Raw genomic sequence first — 15,094 nt, 5'->3', positions numbered from 1 at the left:
TCTGTCCGGATGTCGAACAGAATCGCCCGTCCCGCCGCGACAGTCCTGTGCGCGGTGATCCTCTCGTGCGGTCCGGTGCCGGCGCTCGCCGGGGGAATACCCGCGCTCGAACAAGCCGGACCTGCAGTTGCGCAGGTTGCCGCAGACCGATCGCTGCATCTCGAGGGTGCTTCGAACGCGCGTGACATCGGCGGCTACGTCACCGAGGAGGGGCGGACCGTTCGGTGGGGGAAGGTGTTTCGCTCGAATGCCCTCGACAAGCTGACGCCGTCGGATCTCGCGTCGTTGAGCGAACGCGGAGTGGAATCGGTGGACGACTTCCGCACGGTCGTCGAACGGACGCTCTCGCAAGACCGCATTCCGAACGGGGCACGAACCAACTGGTTCGACGTCATCGGAACCAACCCCGCCAACCTCCCGGCCCTGGTGGACATGCCCACGATGTACGCGTTGATGGCGACCGATCCGGGGGCGAGCCGCGCATTCCACGATGCTCTGGTGAACGTCGCGAACACCGAGGGTGCAGTCCTCTACCACTGCTCGGCGGGCAAGGACCGTACCGGCTGGATGACTGCGGTTCTTCTGACCCTCCTCGGCGTGAGCCGCGCCGACGTGAACGCCGACTACATGCTCAGCAACCAGTACCTCACCGGACCTCGCACCGGGAGTGCGTTCATCGACGGCGTCGAACAGTCGTGGCTGGACACGTCTTTCGCCACGGTGGATCGGGTGTACGGCAACTTCGACAACTACGTCCGGGACGGCCTGCAGTTGAGCGACGGGGACATCGCACAACTCCGGGACACACTCTTGGCCTGAGGCGGCAAACGAAGAAGAGCCGCTCTCCGGAAATCCGGAGAGCGGCTCTTCTGCGTATAGCTGGTGTGACTAGTCGAGGTAGTCGCGCAGAACCTGCGAACGCGACGGGTGGCGCAGCTTCGACATCGTCTTCGATTCGATCTGACGGATACGCTCACGCGTGACGCCGTAGACCTGTCCGATTTCGTCTAAAGTCCTCGGCTGGCCGTCGGTGAGGCCGAAGCGCAGGCGAACCACGCCGGCTTCGCGCTCGGACAGCGTCTCGAGTACCGACTGCAGCTGATCCTGCAGCAAGGTGAACGAGACGGCGTCGACTGCGACAACAGCTTCGGAGTCCTCGATGAAGTCACCGAGCTGGCTGTCGCCCTCGTCGCCGATGGTCTGGTCGAGAGAGATCGGCTCACGCGCGTACTGCTGGATTTCCAGCACCTTCTCCGGCGTGATGTCCATTTCCTTGGCAAGCTCTTCCGGCGTGGGCTCACGGCCCAGGTCCTGGAGCAGCTCACGCTGGATACGGCCGAGCTTGTTGATGACCTCGACCATGTGCACCGGGATGCGGATGGTGCGAGCCTGGTCGGCCATCGCACGGGTGATGGCCTGTCGGATCCACCACGTGGCGTAGGTCGAGAACTTGTAACCCTTGGTGTAGTCGAACTTCTCGACTGCACGGATCAGACCGAGGTTGCCTTCCTGAATGAGGTCCAGGAACGCCATGCCGCGGCCCGTGTAGCGCTTGGCCAGCGAGACGACCAGGCGGAGGTTGGCCTCGAGGAGGTGGTTCTTGGCGCGGTTGCCGTCGCGGCAGATCCAGCTCATGTCGCGTCGCTGAGCCGCAGGCAACTTCTCGCCCTTGTCAGCAAGATCCTGCATGATCTGCACGGCGTAGAGGCCGGCTTCGATGCGCTTGGCCAGTTCGACTTCCTCTTCGGCGTTGAGGAGTGCGACCTTGCCGATCTGCTTGAGGTAAGCGCGAACCGAGTCGGCGGACGCCGTCAGTTCGGCGTCCTTGCGTGCCTGGCGGAGAGCCTCGGACTCTTCCTCGTCCCAGACGAAGTCGCCGGAAGCCTTGTCCTTCTCGGACGGCTCTGCAGCGGTCTCTTCGTCTTCGCCGACTGCTACGACCTCGACGACATCGGACTCGACCTCGGCAAGGTCGCCGTCCGTGATGTCGATGTCTTCCAACTCGACATCGCCGTCTTCGGCATCAGGATCGCCGGCCTTCTTGGGGCTGGCCTTCTTAGCTGCTGCCTTCTTGGCCGGAGCTTTCTTGGCCGGAGCTTTCTTTGCTGCTGCCTTCTTGGCGGGAGCCTTTTTCGCCGGAGCCTTCTTGGCTGCCGGAGCGGTGACGGTGGCCGCCTCCACGGCTGGAGATTGTGGCTCTGACTCTGATGGAGAATCAGCAGTCTGACGTGTATCGGTGGCTGCCACGTACGCCCTTTCGTGACGGTGTCGTGCGGCGTCACGCCAGAGTGGTGATCCGGCGGAGAGGTCAATGGTTGTTGGCCGGCGCGCAGCCGGACTTCACCATTGTAACGACTCTCAGGAAACTCTTACGTCACGGCGGGCCGTAACAGGTAGATTTCCCGCTTTTCACGTGCAGGTTTTCTCATCCGGCGACGGGGGCCGGCCTGGTCAGTCCGACCGACGCGAGCGCAGCTCCGGCGATTCCCGCGGTGTTGAGGAGGGTGGCGGGGACGACCTTCGTGCGGTTGGTCAGGTGCGGAATCCACTTCTCGTGCTTGCGGCTGATTCCGCCTCCGGCGATGAAGAGATCAGGCCACAGCAGGTTCTCGAAGGTGGTCAGAACTCGGGAGACCTCGACCGCCCACTCCTTGTAGCTCCAGTCCTTTTTTTCCTTCACCGACGACGCCGCTCGATGCTCGGCTTCCTTGCCGTCGACCTCGAGGTGGCCGAACTCGGTGTTGGGCAACAGAACTCCGTTGTGCAACACGGCAGATCCGATTCCGGTGCCGAAGGTCAAGAGGATCACGACGCCGGAGGTGTCCTTGCCCGCTCCGAACGAGTCCTCGGCAATTCCGGCGGCGTCGGCGTCGTTGAGGACGGTGACTTCGCGCCCGCCCAGGGCCTTGCCGAAGAGCGCGGCCGCGTCGGTGTCGATCCAGGACTTGTCGATGTTCGCGGCGCTGCGCGCGACGCCGCCGGTCACGACAGCGGGCAACGTGATGCCGACCGGCCCGGTCCACTTTGCCTGCTCGACGATCTCGGCCACAGTGCCCGCGATCGCATCGGGAGTCGAAGGCTGCGGGGTCAGGATCTTGATGCGGTCACCGATCATTTCCCCGGTGCTCAGGTCGATCGTGCCGCCCTTGACGCCGCTGCCGCCGACGTCGATCCCGAAACCTGTGGTTGTCATCGTCCTGCGCTCCTGAGTGTCGAATTCGAGGTCACGATCTACCGTTGCAAACACTAACCCGAACGAGGACTCGGGCGCGTGCGACTCCAGGCGTTCGAGTGGTGCCCCTCGGTAGAGATGTGTTGCGATGGTCCGGTGCGCCCTTCAGAAAGAACGTTGCCCGACTTTTCCGCCGATTCTCTGGACCCCGCACAATTGCGGGCAGTTGCCGTAGCCGTCGCCGAACGCGCAGCCGAACACGTCCGCGTGCGTCGGCCCGAGGTATTCGGCCTGGTGGGTTCCGGTGCCTCCGAGGGTGGTTCGGTTGCTGCGAAGAGCACGCCGACCGATCCCGTCACGGTGGTCGATACCGAAACCGAACAGGTGATTCGCGACCTTCTGGCGCAATTGCGCCCTGCAGATTCGATCTTGGGTGAGGAAGGTGGCGGAGACACCGACGATTCCGCGGGAGTTCGATGGGTTGTCGATCCCATCGACGGCACGGTGAATTTTCTCTACGGAATCCCCGCGTTCGCCATTTCGGTGGCCGTACAGATCGACGGGATCTCAGTGGCCGGGGCTGTCGTCGACGTGTCGCTGGAAACAACGTATTCCGCGCACCGGGGCGGCGGCGCAACCATGGCCACGGCCGACGGCGTCGTCAGCGAACTGCACGCCAATGAGGTGACCGAACTGTCAATGGCTCTGTTGGCCACCGGTTTCGGCTACGGAGCGGATCGCCGAAAGGTGCAGGGCACCTTGATCGGGCAGATCCTGCCGCAGGTTCGCGACATCCGACGCATAGGTTCGGCTGCTTTGGATCTGTGCATGGTTGCCACCGGCCGGGTCGACGCTCACTTCGAGCACGGGCTGAGTCCGTGGGACTGGGCCGCGGGCTCCCTGATCGCTTCCGAAGCGGGCGCCGTGATCAACGTCCCGGCGCCCAATTCCACTTCGGCCGACGGAGATGTCGTCTATGCGGTGGCTCCGGCGATCGCCGAGCAGTTCGCGCACATGCTCAGTTCGATCGGCGCAGATCAGCCGATTCCGAGCTGAGGCCGAACCGGGTTTGTCAGCAGCGCGCCGTGCGCGCTGCTTTGAGCAGTGCGATGTCCATCGGAGCGACTTCGGCGTTTGCGGGCTGCTCGGCCAGAGCATGCAGGATCGCGGTGGCGTCGGTGTTAGGGGTCAGGGCGCCCTTGTTGTAGGTGCCGAGAGCCAGGTCGACGGTGTCGTCGCCGCGGCCGTCCTGGACCAGTTCGGCGCAGGGGGCGACCAGCCAGACGGAACTGGCGGCGGCGAGGCCGTTCGCTCCGAAGCGGATCTGACCCTGGCACTCCATGTTCTGGTCGACGTAGACGGGGTCGTTTCCGACCTGGACGTCCGGCGCGCTGGAGAAGCCGAACTCGCTCAGTTGCGCTGCCACCTGGGCGGCCTGACCGTGTTCGCCGTTGGCGTTGAACACACGAACCTTGGTGGCCGCCAGGGGAGCGGGATCCACGTCGAGCAGCTTCGAGCGGTCGACGACGGTTCCCAGCGGTAGTGGCGCCGCTGCCGAGGGATCGGAGGAAGGCTGCGGGAGGTTGCAGGCGACGGTGTCACTGACTTCTGCCTCGGCGCTCAGGATGCGGACCCACAAGACACTGCCGATCAATGCGAGTACCGCGAACACGGCGATCACCGGCCACGCGCGCCGACGGCGGAACGGACGTCCCTGGTCATCGGTAGAGCTGCCTTCGGTGATCAGAGAAACCACGGTATCCCTCGACTTTCTTGACGAAACTTCTACTTCGCCATCGGGCCGAGCGGCGCCGGCATGACGTTCGGTGCCTACCTTAGAGGGCTTGTGTGACGACACAGCCGAGGCGCGGCTCGACGCGTCGGGCCGCTGGCGATCGCCCAACGGTAGTTGGGCAACTAGCGGGCAGTTTCTACCCGGATCCGGTCTGAAAATGTCGCCGAAAGGTCACAGCTTGCTCTTGCCTTGGTGACAATTCGCAGTCATTTTTCGGAAATTTCCGATTCGGTTACTACTTTCGTGCTCACGTCGGCTACTGTCTGGCGGCCCAGGTCGTTCAACTGGGCATCGGCCGGACGCCGAAATGACAACCAAATGAGGCGCAGATCACGTTCTCGGAAGGAACTTCCGGGCACTAATTCCAGTCCTGCAGCGTTATGCAGCGACAGGGAATGATCTGGATGCCACGGCGGTTTCCATGCGCATCAAGGATCTACCGGATTCTCGGCGCACACGGGACCGGGATACACGAAGAGGATGGGGTAGACGAGATGGCAACTGACTACGACGCACCGAGGCGTACAGAGTCCGACGAGGTTTCGGAGGACTCTCTCGAGGAGCTGAAGGCGCGACGCAACGAAGCGCAGTCAGCCGTCGTCGACATCGACGAGACGGACACCGCGGAGTCCTTCGAGCTGCCGGGTGCCGACCTTTCCGGCGAGGAACTCTCGGTTCGAGTTGTTCCGAAGCAGGCAGACGAGTTCACGTGTTCGAGCTGCTTCCTGGTTCATCACCGCAGCCGCCTGGCCAGTGATGCCAACGGGCAGCTCGTATGCATGGACTGCGCTGCCTGATCTCCCTTCCCGGTGGTCGACCCGTCAGCTCGCGGGTCGACCAAGGGTCGGGAAGTACTGCTTTGCTGTGACCGCGCTGGTCAGCGATCCAGCGCAGCCAGCAGATCAGCGGGACGACGTGTGCTCACGAGCCAGTACGGCGTGGGATCCTCCGGGTCGTCGAGCACGATCAACACCATTGTCTTGACCCATGGGCGATGTTGGACGAACGCCGACGGATCGAGTTGGCGCCCCATCGCCGCACTCTTTGCGGAAGCCGGCACTGCTGCCGCCCGCGAAATCAGTTCGACCGGCAGGTGGGCTCGACCCACGTGCAGTTCTTTCACCCCTGCTGTCTCCACCACCTCGACGCGCATCCGACTGAGCCAGAATGCCGCCCAGATCGGGATGGGGAGCAGCACGACGTACGCCAGGTACGAGAGAAGCCCCGGGCGGCCCATGTGGACCTCGGCCGCGAGGAGTCCGGCTACGGCCAGCCCGGCGATCCACCACCAGATCGGCACCCACAGGCGCTCGGAGAACAGCGTCGTGGACGGGGGCGTTGTGGTGGCGACGTCAGGTCGAGATGTTTCGGGCACCTGTCAAGGATAGTCCGTCGCTACGAGTAGTCTTGGCCCACGTGAGCGACCATCTCTCCATCGCCTTGAAGCGACTGGATCCAGACCTGCCCGTTCCACAGCGTGCGCATCCCGGAGATGCGGGTGTGGATCTGTGCTCCACCAGCGACGTCACCATCGAACCCGGCCATAGAACACTGGTCGGAACGGGGATCGCGATCGCGTTGCCGGTGGGCACCGTCGGGTTGATCCATCCGCGTTCCGGACTCGCAGCCAAATCGGGACTGTCGATCGTTAATGCGCCCGGAACCGTGGACGCGGGATACCGGGGCGAACTCAAGGTCTGCTTGATCAATCTCGATCCGGCCACAGCCATCGACATCCGCCGCGGTGACCGAATCGCTCAGCTCGTGGTTCAACGAGTCGAACTTCCGGTTTTCGAGGAAGTCGAGTCGCTGGACGACACGACCAGAGGAACCGGAGGCTACGGTTCCAGCGGCGGTCACGCGATACTCGATACCGATGCGCCTGGCGCGGTCGTCGGAGAGGGAGTCTGAATCATGTTCGGACGCAAGAAGAAGACAGACGTCGACGAGGAACCCACCAGCTTCTTCGGTGACGAGAACGACGAGTCGGTGGAGATCGACGAGGTCGAAGACGATCTCGACGTCGCCGGCGACGAGTTCGGTGACGAATCGGAAGGCCCTTACGACATCACGGAGATCGATTCCGACGATCCGACGGCAGGCCGTGACGGTCAGCGCCTGGATCTCGGTTCCGTTCTGGTGCCGATGCCGACCGGCGGACAGTTGCAGGTCGAGATGGCACCCAACGGTTCGCCGCAGGCCGTGCACCTGGTCACCGAATATGGCCGCATCACGGTTGCTGCATACGCCGCCCCGAAATCACCCGGTCAGTGGCGTGAGGTCGTTGCCGAGCTCGCGCAGTCGCTTCGCGACGACAATTCTGCGGTGAGCGTCGAGAACGGCCCTTGGGGCCGGGAACTGGCTGCCGTGACGGCCAACATGGACCTGCGGTTCATCGGCGCCGACGGTCCGCGGTGGATGGTCCGCTGCGTGGTTGCGGGTCCGAGCGGATCCACCGCCGCGAACACCCCTTTGGTGGCAATCGCACGCGACATCCTGCGCGACACCGTCGTCAACCGAGGATCGGAGCCGCATCCGGTGCGGACACCGCTGCCCGTCGTGCTCCCGCAGGTACTCGCCGAGCAGCTGGCGGCCGCACACGAGCAGCAGTTGGCAACAGCGCAGCAGCAACAAGTCGCCGCCCAGCAGCAACAGCAGTCAGCTCCGCCCGCTCCGCCGTCACCTCCAGCGCGACCGACCCCGCCGCCGCGTAGCGGCGAATCCGGTTCTGCCATGCAGCAATTGGGTCAATAGCAGGTTTTCTTTCAGGCGCTCGCGGTGGTATCGGATTCGATCGCCGCGAGCGCTTTGATGCAGGTGGACCCGAGAACCGCGGGGTCGCGCCCGATCATGTCGAGCGTCGTCGTGGCGACTGCGCCGCGGGGGAGTGCATTCGCCCAGGCCTGCGCCACTGCCGCGGGATGAACCGGATCGTCCACCGCCGAAGCGATGCCGACCGGAATGCCCACCGCCTGTAACGCGCTCTCGCTGAGCGAGTGGTACGACGCCGCCTCGTCGAGCGCGGCCGGGAGATCGGGCCATTGAGAGCGCCAGGAGCGCTCGAGTTCGGCTCCGAGCCACGCCGGACTCGACGCGAGCATCGCTGCGATCACCGCCTCCAATCCTTCGGAGCGCAGTTGTGCTGCGGTGAACCTCGCGCTCGCTGCAGCGGGTGCGTCGTCCGCCGACCCGATCCAGGCCGGAAGCGCTGCCAACACACTCACGGTTCTATCGGGGTTCTCGGCGGCCCACTGGAGCGCCACGGCGGCCCCGATCGAGACGCCCCCGACGATGATTCGGCCGTGCGTGTCCGCGGCTCGGTCCATCGCGTCCAGATAGCCGTCCACGACACGCCGAGGGTCCGGTTCAATTGCGACGATGCGCACACCCAGAGCCGCTAGCGGCGCCCGGAATGCGCGGTCTGCGAAGTGGGCGTCAGACCCTGTACCTGGGAGAACGACGGCAACGGTCGCCGATTCTGAGTTCTGCATCTTTTGATCTTGCCCGGTGCCCCCGAGACGCGGACTGACCGGTGTGGTTACACGCTCGTAATGGGTCTACAGTGGCGATCACACAGCCCTTCACGTGACGCGAAACCCTTGCGTCATACATGTTCGCAGGAGCGCGCAATGGCACCCGCCGCCGCAGGATATTTTCGTCGACTGACCCAGCGTCTGACCGAGGACGTCGACCAGTTGGACGCCCAGGAGATGGCCGAGTCCAACAAGGCTTCCGGAGGTCAGAAGGCCTGCGATTGTCGTCGCGGTGAAGAAGTCACGATGGTGGGCCGACTCCGCAGCGTCGACGCGTGTCCCAAGTCGGGAAATGCCAGCATCGAGGCCGAGTTCTTCGACGGCACCGAGGTGATCAATCTCGTCTGGATCGGGCGTCGCCGGATCCCGGGAATCGAGACCGGTAAGACCCTGCTGATCCGCGGTCGTGTGGGCGAGCGTGACGGTCGCAAGGCGATCTTCAACCCTTACTACGAACTGCGCGGCGAATAGGCGCGTTTCCCGCATTTACCGTGCAACTCGGTGACTGTGGCACCCTCGACAGGTGACTGAAACACAACAGCGATCGGTAATCGACCAACTCGGCGGGCTGAGTGGTCTGATCTATTCGTCTTTGCCGATTCTGATTTTTGTCCCGGTCAACAGTATCTGGAACCTCACCGCGGCAATCTGGGCCGCATTGGGCGTCGCTGTCGCTATCGCGGCCTGGCGCCTTTTCCGCAAGGATTCCCTCCAACCCGCAATTTCCGGGTTTCTCGGAGTCGGAGTTTCCGCGTTCATCGCCTATCGCACCGGCGATGCCAAAGGATATTTCCTCTTCGGTATCTACACGAGCCTCGCCTACGGTGCGGTCTTCCTGATTTCCATCCTCGTGCGCTGGCCCCTCGTCGGAATCATCTGGGGTTATCTCAACGGGCACGGCAATCTCTGGCGCAAGCACAGCTCCGCCGTCCGGCTCTACGACATCGCGACGGCGGCGTGGGCGCTGGTCTTCGGTGCACGGTATCTCGTTCAGTCACAGCTCTACGACACCGACCACACTGGATGGCTCGCAGTCGCGCGTATCGGCATGGGTTGGCCATTGACCGGTTTGGTGCTGCTCGTGACGGTCTGGGCTGTGCGGAAGGCCGATCGCATCGTCGAGCCGGAACCGGTTGTGGAGCCCGAAAGCAGCGAGCCCACCGCAACGGACGCAGGGTCCGAAGAGGTGGGCTCGGTGAATTTGACGAAGCCGCGCGAAGACCGCGATCTCAGCTGATCAGGTCCTGGTACTCGGGGTGCTTGTCGAGAAACTTCACGACGTACGGGCAGACCGGGTGAACCTTGAGGCCACGGGCGCGTAGGTCGTCCAGAGCCTGGCGGACCAGAATCGCGGCCAGCCCGAAACCTTCGAAGGCCGGGTAGATCTCGGTGTGGTTGAACGAGACGACGTCACCGGACGTGGTGTAGTCCTCGATGCCGGCGAGGTCGCCGTCTGCATGGATCTCGTACCGGCTCTGGGCTGGATTGTCGGTGACTACGGTGTTTTCGGGTGCTTGTGCCATGTGATTCCCTTTCGTCGTCAGTGTGTTCGTCGGTCAATTCTCCAGGCGGAGTGCAACGCGCAACTGATCCTCGGCGTCGACGGCCGCGACGAACAGGAGTTCGTCTCCACCTTCGATGGGATCGTCCATCTGCGGGACGATCACACGCCCACCCCGCAGAATGGTGACCAGTGCGCAGTCCCGCGGAAGTTCGAGCTTCTTGACGGCTTTTCCGGCAAGAGGTGTGTTGTCGGGCAACGTGATCTCGACGAGATTGGCCTGCCCCTGCCGCAGTGTCATCAGTTTGACCAGGTCACCGACGGAGACGGCTTCTTCGACGAGCGAAGCGAGCATCCGCGGTGTCGAGACGGCGACGTCGACGCCCCACGACTCGTCGAAGAGCCATTCGTTGCGGGGATCATTGACGCGGGCGACAACTCGGCGAACGCCGAACTCGGTTTTCGCGAGCAGACTGAGGACCAGGTTGGCCTTGTCGTCTCCGGTTGCGGCGATCACGACCTCGTAGGACTCCATCGACGCGTCCTCGAGGCGGCTGAGTTCGCACGCGTCCGCGTGTACCCACTTCGCCTCGGGCACCGACTCCGGTTCGATGTGATCGAGTTTGCGCTCGATCAGCATGACGTCGTGTGAGCTTCGAATCAGCTCTCGCGCAATGGAGCGGCCTACGGCGCCGGCTCCGGCGATGGCGACCTTCATCGAGAACTTCCAATCACGTTGTAGTGCAACACAGTCGCAGGCTTGTTGTGAGGGGCGGCGTTCGGATCAGTCATCTGCGGCCTCCGTCAGTCGTCACTCGGCGGCGGGTTGCCGGCCAGTGCGATCGCTTCGGCGACAGTTCCCGATACCGCGGCGATGTAGACCTGGTCGTCGGCCTGGATGACGGTCTTGCGATCGGGGAGCACGCCGGTTCCGAATCGGATGATGAAGGCGACTCTCGAACTGGTCGCGCTCTCGAGTAGTGCGATCGGCTTGCCGGCCCAATCCTCGTGCAGGGCAAGTTCGGTAATCGCAACAGTGCCCGAAGGATCGCGCCACTTCGCGGTCTGACTTTCCTTGGTCAGCGTGTGCAGGAAGCGATCCGTCGACCACGGCACGGTCGCGACGGTGGGGATGCCGAGGCGCTCGTAAACAGCGGCACGCTTGGCGTCGTAAATACGCGCGACGACGCGTTCGACGCCGAAAGTCTCGCGTGCGACTCGCGCCGCGATGATGTTGGAGTTGTCTCCCGAGGACACCGCAGCGAAGGCGTCGGCCCGCTCGATGCCCGCCCGGACCAGCACGTCACGGTCGAACCCCATTCCCAGAACCTTGGTTCCCGGGAAGTCGAGATCGAGACGCAGAAACGCACTCTGATCGCGGTCGATGACGGCGACCTCATGTCCGATCCTGGTCAGAGACGCGGCGAGGGAAGAACCCACTCGACCGCACCCCATGATGACGACATACACGCCCTACTCCGTTCATGGACCCTCATGGCGCGATTGCACGCCGAATCGAACGGTACAGCCCCTCACGGGAAGAGCAAGTACAACGGTCGCCTGCGTGCCGGGTGTCACGACAAAAGGTGAAGTTGGGGCTCTGATGACTCCGAATCGGGCGAGACGGCTTACGCTTTGCACGTGTCTAAGCTCTCGACCGCTACCAAGCGGCTCCTGCTCGGTCGGCCGTTCCGAAGCGACAAACTCGGGCACACGCTGCTACCCAAGCGAATTGCACTACCGGTCTTCGCGTCCGACGCGATGTCGTCCGTCGCGTATGCCCCCGAAGAAATCTTCCTGGTTCTCTCCGTCGCGGGTATTTCCGCGTATGCGTACACACCCTGGATCGGATTGTCCGTCGCCATCGTCATGGCTGTGGTGGTGGCGAGTTACCGCCAGAACGTCCATGCATACCCGTCCGGTGGCGGCGACTACGAGGTCGCGACGGTCAACCTCGGCCCGACCGCCGGTCTGACCGTCGGTAGTGCGCTGATGGTCGACTACGTGCTGACGGTCGCCGTGTCGATCTCGTCGGCGGCGTCGAACATCGGCTCGGCTCTGCCGTTCGTCGCGCAGCACAAGGTGTTGTTCGCGGTTGCGGCGATCGTGTTGCTGACCGCGGTCAACCTTCGCGGTATCCGTGAATCCGGTACCGCGTTCGCAATTCCGACCTACGCATTCATCGTCGGCATGTTCCTGATGCTCGGGTGGGGATTCTTCCGGATCTACGTTCTTGGTGAAGACGTGCACGCGGAATCGTCGTCGTTCACACTCAACGCCGAGGATTCGCATCTGTACGGAATTGCCTTCGCGTTCCTGATCGCGCGTGCCTTCTCCTCGGGCTGTGCTGCATTGACCGGCGTCGAGGCCATCAGTAACGGCGTACCGGCGTTCCAGAAGCCGAAATCGCGCAACGCGGCCACGACCTTGCTGCTGCTCGGGTCGATCGCCATCGTCCTGTTGATGGGCATCATCATCCTGGCTCAGAAGATCGGCATCGTCTACGCACACAATCCGCAGGAACAGCTGGTCGGTGCGCCGGAGGGTTACCACCAGAAGACCTTGATCGCGCAGATCGCCGAAGCCGTGTTCAGTGGTTTCCCGATCGGATTCTTCTTCATGGCGATCGTCACGGCACTGATCTTGGTTCTGGCCGCGAACACCGCGTTCAACGGATTCCCGGTACTCGGATCGATCCTGGCGCAGGACCGGTACCTACCGCGTCAGCTGCACACGCGCGGCGACCGACTGGCATTCAGCAACGGAATCCTCTTCCTCTCCGGTGCTGCGATCGCATTCGTCGTGGTGTTCGGCGCCGAGGTCACCAAGCTCATCCAGCTGTACATCGTCGGCGTCTTCGTCTCGTTCGTGCTCAGCCAGACGGGCATGATCAAGCACTGGACTCGGCATCTGAAGTCCGAGACCGACAAGGCACAGCGGGCCCGGATGCAGCGCTCGCGAGTGATCAATTCGATCGGTCTCGCAATGACCGCCACCGTCCTGATCATCGTTCTGATCACCAAGTTCGCTGCCGGCGCCTGGATCGCCATCGTCGCGATGGTCGCGATCTTCATCGTGATGAAGATGATCCGCAAGCACTACGACAGCGTCGCAGCCGAGCTCGAGGAGCAGGAGTGGGACGGCGTACTTCCCAGCCGCACGCACTCGATCGTGCTCGTCTCGAAGTTGCACATGCCGACGATGCGAGCTCTCGCCTACGCGCGAGCCACGCGACCGGACACCCTCGAAGCCATCACGGTCAACGTCGACGAGCCCGACACCCGTGCACTCGTGCGTGAGTGGGAGAAGAGCGACGTGACGGTTCCGCTCAAGGTGATCGAGTCGCCGTACCGCGAAATCACCAAGCCGGTTCTCGATTACGTCAAGCGTGTACGACGCGATGCTCCGCGTGATGTCGTCACCGTCTTCATTCCCGAGTACGTCGTCGGACACTGGTGGGAGCAGATCCTGCACAATCAGAGCGCGCTTCGTCTGAAGAGTCGTCTGCTCTTCCAGCCCGGCGTGATGGTGACCAGCGTTCCGTGGCAGCTGAGTTCGTCGGCAAAGGCAAAGCCGCTGGACATCGAGAAGACCGCAGGCGCCACGCGTCGCGGTTACGACACCGGCGAGAAATGATCACCGGCGAAAAATGATCGGCAACATCGAAATGGCAGGCGTAGTTCGTTGAGTGAGAATTGGACCGGGCAGACCTTCGAGGTCGATCTGGGCAACCCCGGTCACGGCGGGTTCGTCGTCGCCCGGCACGAGGGACGGGTCGTGTTCGTCCGTCACGGTTTGCCGGGGGAGCGGGCGCTGGTCCGGGTGACGGAGGACAAGGGCGGATCGTTCTGCCGCGCCGACGCGATCACAGTTCTCGACGCATCTCCGCATCGCATCGATCCGACATGCCCGATCTCCGGCCCGGGCGGGGCGGGCTGCTGCGACTACTCGCATGCGGATCTGAGTGTCCAACGTGAGATGAAGACCTCGGTCGTGCGTGAGCAGCTTCTGCGACTCGCTCGTGTCGAATCGGACGTCGCGGTGGAGGAACTACCTGGAACCGGAGACGGGACAGGGTGGCGCACGCGAGTCCGGTTGGCGGTGGACGGGCACGGGGTCGCGGGATACCACGCGTACCGGAGCAACCGGATCGTCACGGACCTGCGCTGCACCCAGATCGATCAGAGCGCGTACGACGGTCTCGGCGGTGCGCAATGGGCGCCAGGGAGCGAGCTGCAGGTCGTTCTCGACGCTGCCGGTCAGCGGCACGTCGTGGAAGTTGCCGCACCCGCGGTGTCCAAGACGGGACGGCGGACGCCGGGGCGTCGCGGCGCGATGGCACGCCGAGCGGCGAGCGGCGGCCCGCGAAAGACCCGAGTGGCCATCGGATCGGACACAGTGATCGAGCGCGTCGGCAATCGAGAATGGGAGCTGGCCGCGACCGGTTTCTGGCAGGCCCATCGCGGCGCTGCGAACGCGTACTCACAGGTGGTCGGGGAGTGGGCCGACGCCGCTACCGCGGACACGGCGTGGGATCTCTACGGCGGAGTCGGGGTTTTCGCATCCGTGCTCGCCGACCTTGTCGGGCCGTCCGGCGTGGTGGAGTCAGTCGAATCTTCGGCGCGCGCAGTCGCGGACGGGCGGGCAGCTCTGTCCGATCTCGGTCACGTGCGCTTCCACAGCGCCCGCGTCGAGAACGTCATCGCGGAGCTGGAGCGTTCGCCTGCCGTCGTCGTGCTAGACCCGCCACGTGCGGGAGCCGGCCGTCCGGTCGTGGAAGCTCTCGCCGCAACGGGCGCTGAACGGATCGTGCACATCGGATGCGACCCGGCGTCGTTCGGCCGCGATATCGGTCTCTACCTGGAGCAGGGCTTCAGAATCGGCGGCCTCCGGGCGTTCGACGCCTTCCCTCAGACACACCACATGGAGTGCATCGCGCTCCTAGAACGCTGACGCGTCCCGAAATCTTTCCCTGAAACGGTGTGACGCTTCTCGCGTTCAGAACAGTTGCTTGCATTACGCAACTAATCGTATAGTTTCGTTCTGCAAGTAGTTTTCCGTTTTCAAGTCACGGCTCGTTCGAGCCACTCGAA

At 63.6% G+C, this 15,094-nt stretch carries 17 protein-coding genes; 9 read left to right on the top strand and 8 right to left on the bottom strand.

Annotated features, from left to right (window positions below):
* Positions 1-9: 9 nt before the first annotated feature.
* On the top strand, positions 10-819 hold the full coding sequence (locus tag EEB12_RS02195; protein WP_021344117.1) for a tyrosine-protein phosphatase: 810 nt from the start codon (positions 10-12) through the stop codon (positions 817-819).
* Positions 820-888: 69 nt separating this feature from the next.
* On the opposite strand, the gene EEB12_RS02190 is transcribed toward EEB12_RS02195, so the two are convergent.
* Both EEB12_RS02190 and ppgK read right to left on the bottom strand, forming a co-directional pair.
* The gene (locus EEB12_RS02190) at positions 889-2,313 is read right to left on the bottom strand and encodes an RNA polymerase sigma factor (RefSeq protein WP_370333980.1); all 1,425 of its coding nucleotides are present in this window, start codon (positions 2,311-2,313) and stop codon (positions 889-891) included.
* Between the two features lie 112 nt (positions 2,314-2,425).
* Positions 2,426-3,193 carry a polyphosphate--glucose phosphotransferase gene (ppgK, locus tag EEB12_RS02185; RefSeq protein ID WP_007732834.1) on the bottom strand — a complete coding sequence of 256 codons (768 nt, stop codon included), beginning with the start codon at positions 3,191-3,193 and terminating at the stop codon, positions 2,426-2,428.
* 156 nt (positions 3,194-3,349) lie between these two features.
* Between ppgK and EEB12_RS02180 the strand changes: the two genes are divergently transcribed.
* A complete protein-coding gene (locus tag EEB12_RS02180) occupies positions 3,350-4,228 on the top strand; it encodes an inositol monophosphatase family protein (protein WP_021344118.1) in 879 nt (292 codons plus the stop codon).
* Between the two features lie 16 nt (positions 4,229-4,244).
* Here EEB12_RS02180 and cei read toward each other — a convergent pair whose 3' ends face one another.
* The gene (cei, locus tag EEB12_RS02175) at positions 4,245-4,928 is read right to left on the bottom strand and encodes an envelope integrity protein Cei (protein ID WP_003942618.1); all 684 of its coding nucleotides are present in this window, start codon (positions 4,926-4,928) and stop codon (positions 4,245-4,247) included.
* 533 nt (positions 4,929-5,461) lie between these two features.
* Between cei and EEB12_RS02170 the strand changes: the two genes are divergently transcribed.
* Positions 5,462-5,764 carry a DUF4193 domain-containing protein gene (locus EEB12_RS02170; RefSeq protein WP_003942593.1) on the top strand — a complete coding sequence of 101 codons (303 nt, stop codon included), beginning with the start codon at positions 5,462-5,464 and terminating at the stop codon, positions 5,762-5,764.
* Positions 5,765-5,844: 80 nt separating this feature from the next.
* Here the strand turns inward: EEB12_RS02170 and EEB12_RS02165 are convergent, their stop codons facing one another.
* Complete coding sequence (locus tag EEB12_RS02165) at positions 5,845-6,342, bottom strand: DUF3093 domain-containing protein (RefSeq protein ID WP_019748248.1); 498 nt, start codon at positions 6,340-6,342, stop codon at positions 5,845-5,847.
* 41 nt (positions 6,343-6,383) lie between these two features.
* Here EEB12_RS02165 and dut point away from each other — a divergent pair, with 41 nt between their 5' ends.
* Both dut and EEB12_RS02155 read left to right on the top strand, forming a co-directional pair.
* Positions 6,384-6,878, top strand: a complete 495-nt coding sequence (gene dut / locus EEB12_RS02160) for a dUTP diphosphatase (RefSeq protein ID WP_003942635.1) — start codon at positions 6,384-6,386, stop codon at positions 6,876-6,878.
* A gap of 3 nt (positions 6,879-6,881) precedes the next feature.
* Complete coding sequence (locus EEB12_RS02155; protein ID WP_021344119.1) at positions 6,882-7,721, top strand: DUF3710 domain-containing protein; 840 nt, start codon at positions 6,882-6,884, stop codon at positions 7,719-7,721.
* 11 nt (positions 7,722-7,732) lie between these two features.
* Here the strand turns inward: EEB12_RS02155 and EEB12_RS02150 are convergent, their stop codons facing one another.
* A complete protein-coding gene (locus EEB12_RS02150) occupies positions 7,733-8,458 on the bottom strand; it encodes an alpha/beta fold hydrolase (protein ID WP_042951781.1) in 726 nt (241 codons plus the stop codon).
* A gap of 138 nt (positions 8,459-8,596) precedes the next feature.
* On the opposite strand from EEB12_RS02150, the gene EEB12_RS02145 reads away from it, so the two are divergent.
* Together EEB12_RS02145 and EEB12_RS02140 are read left to right on the top strand one after the other, a co-directional pair.
* Positions 8,597-8,971, top strand: coding sequence for an OB-fold nucleic acid binding domain-containing protein (locus tag EEB12_RS02145; protein WP_003942613.1), 375 nt, complete (start codon positions 8,597-8,599; stop codon positions 8,969-8,971).
* A gap of 52 nt (positions 8,972-9,023) precedes the next feature.
* On the top strand, positions 9,024-9,737 hold the full coding sequence (locus EEB12_RS02140) for a DUF3159 domain-containing protein (protein ID WP_019748252.1): 714 nt from the start codon (positions 9,024-9,026) through the stop codon (positions 9,735-9,737).
* On the opposite strand, the gene EEB12_RS02135 is transcribed toward EEB12_RS02140, so the two are convergent.
* The 3 genes from EEB12_RS02135 to EEB12_RS02125 all read right to left on the bottom strand — a co-directional run bounded on the left by EEB12_RS02135 (position 9,730) and on the right by EEB12_RS02125 (position 11,471).
* Positions 9,730-10,023 carry a GNAT family N-acetyltransferase gene (locus tag EEB12_RS02135; protein ID WP_019748253.1) on the bottom strand — a complete coding sequence of 98 codons (294 nt, stop codon included), beginning with the start codon at positions 10,021-10,023 and terminating at the stop codon, positions 9,730-9,732. The two genes, EEB12_RS02140 and EEB12_RS02135, sit on opposite strands and share 8 nt — an antisense overlap.
* A gap of 33 nt (positions 10,024-10,056) precedes the next feature.
* Positions 10,057-10,719 (bottom strand): potassium channel family protein, encoded by a 663-nt coding sequence (locus EEB12_RS02130; RefSeq protein ID WP_003942632.1) that lies wholly within the window; start codon positions 10,717-10,719, stop codon positions 10,057-10,059.
* Positions 10,720-10,805: 86 nt separating this feature from the next.
* A complete protein-coding gene (locus tag EEB12_RS02125) occupies positions 10,806-11,471 on the bottom strand; it encodes a potassium channel family protein (RefSeq protein WP_019748254.1) in 666 nt (221 codons plus the stop codon).
* Positions 11,472-11,642: 171 nt separating this feature from the next.
* On the opposite strand from EEB12_RS02125, the gene EEB12_RS02120 reads away from it, so the two are divergent.
* Positions 11,643-13,637 (top strand): APC family permease, encoded by a 1,995-nt coding sequence (locus EEB12_RS02120; RefSeq protein ID WP_007732857.1) that lies wholly within the window; start codon positions 11,643-11,645, stop codon positions 13,635-13,637.
* 48 nt (positions 13,638-13,685) lie between these two features.
* Positions 13,686-14,954 (top strand): class I SAM-dependent RNA methyltransferase, encoded by a 1,269-nt coding sequence (locus EEB12_RS02115; RefSeq protein ID WP_141487339.1) that lies wholly within the window; start codon positions 13,686-13,688, stop codon positions 14,952-14,954.
* The last annotated feature ends 140 nt before the right edge of the window (positions 14,955-15,094 follow it).

The organism is Rhodococcus sp. WS1 (assembly GCF_003797745.1).
GTDB classification, from domain to species: Bacteria; Actinomycetota; Actinomycetes; order Mycobacteriales; family Mycobacteriaceae; genus Rhodococcus_F; species Rhodococcus_F erythropolis.
Note: the sequence above shows the minus strand (reverse complement) of the source record. Positions and strands in the feature narration are given on the sequence as shown.

What these genes read in the sequence shown, in the direction of transcription:
- EEB12_RS02195 (WP_021344117.1), top strand. Translation starts at nt 10, where the DNA reads ATGTCGAACAGAATCGCCCGTCCCGCCGCGACAGTCCTGTGCGCGGTG.
- ppgK (WP_007732834.1), bottom strand. Translation starts at nt 3,193, where the DNA reads ATGACAACCACAGGTTTCGGGATCGACGTCGGCGGCAGCGGCGTCAAG.
- EEB12_RS02170 (WP_003942593.1), top strand. Translation starts at nt 5,462, where the DNA reads ATGGCAACTGACTACGACGCACCGAGGCGTACAGAGTCCGACGAGGTT.
- EEB12_RS02155 (WP_021344119.1), top strand. Translation starts at nt 6,882, where the DNA reads ATGTTCGGACGCAAGAAGAAGACAGACGTCGACGAGGAACCCACCAGC.
- EEB12_RS02150 (WP_042951781.1), bottom strand. Translation starts at nt 8,458, where the DNA reads ATGCAGAACTCAGAATCGGCGACCGTTGCCGTCGTTCTCCCAGGTACA.
- EEB12_RS02145 (WP_003942613.1), top strand. Translation starts at nt 8,597, where the DNA reads ATGGCACCCGCCGCCGCAGGATATTTTCGTCGACTGACCCAGCGTCTG.
- EEB12_RS02135 (WP_019748253.1), bottom strand. Translation starts at nt 10,023, where the DNA reads ATGGCACAAGCACCCGAAAACACCGTAGTCACCGACAATCCAGCCCAG.
- EEB12_RS02130 (WP_003942632.1), bottom strand. Translation starts at nt 10,719, where the DNA reads ATGAAGGTCGCCATCGCCGGAGCCGGCGCCGTAGGCCGCTCCATTGCG.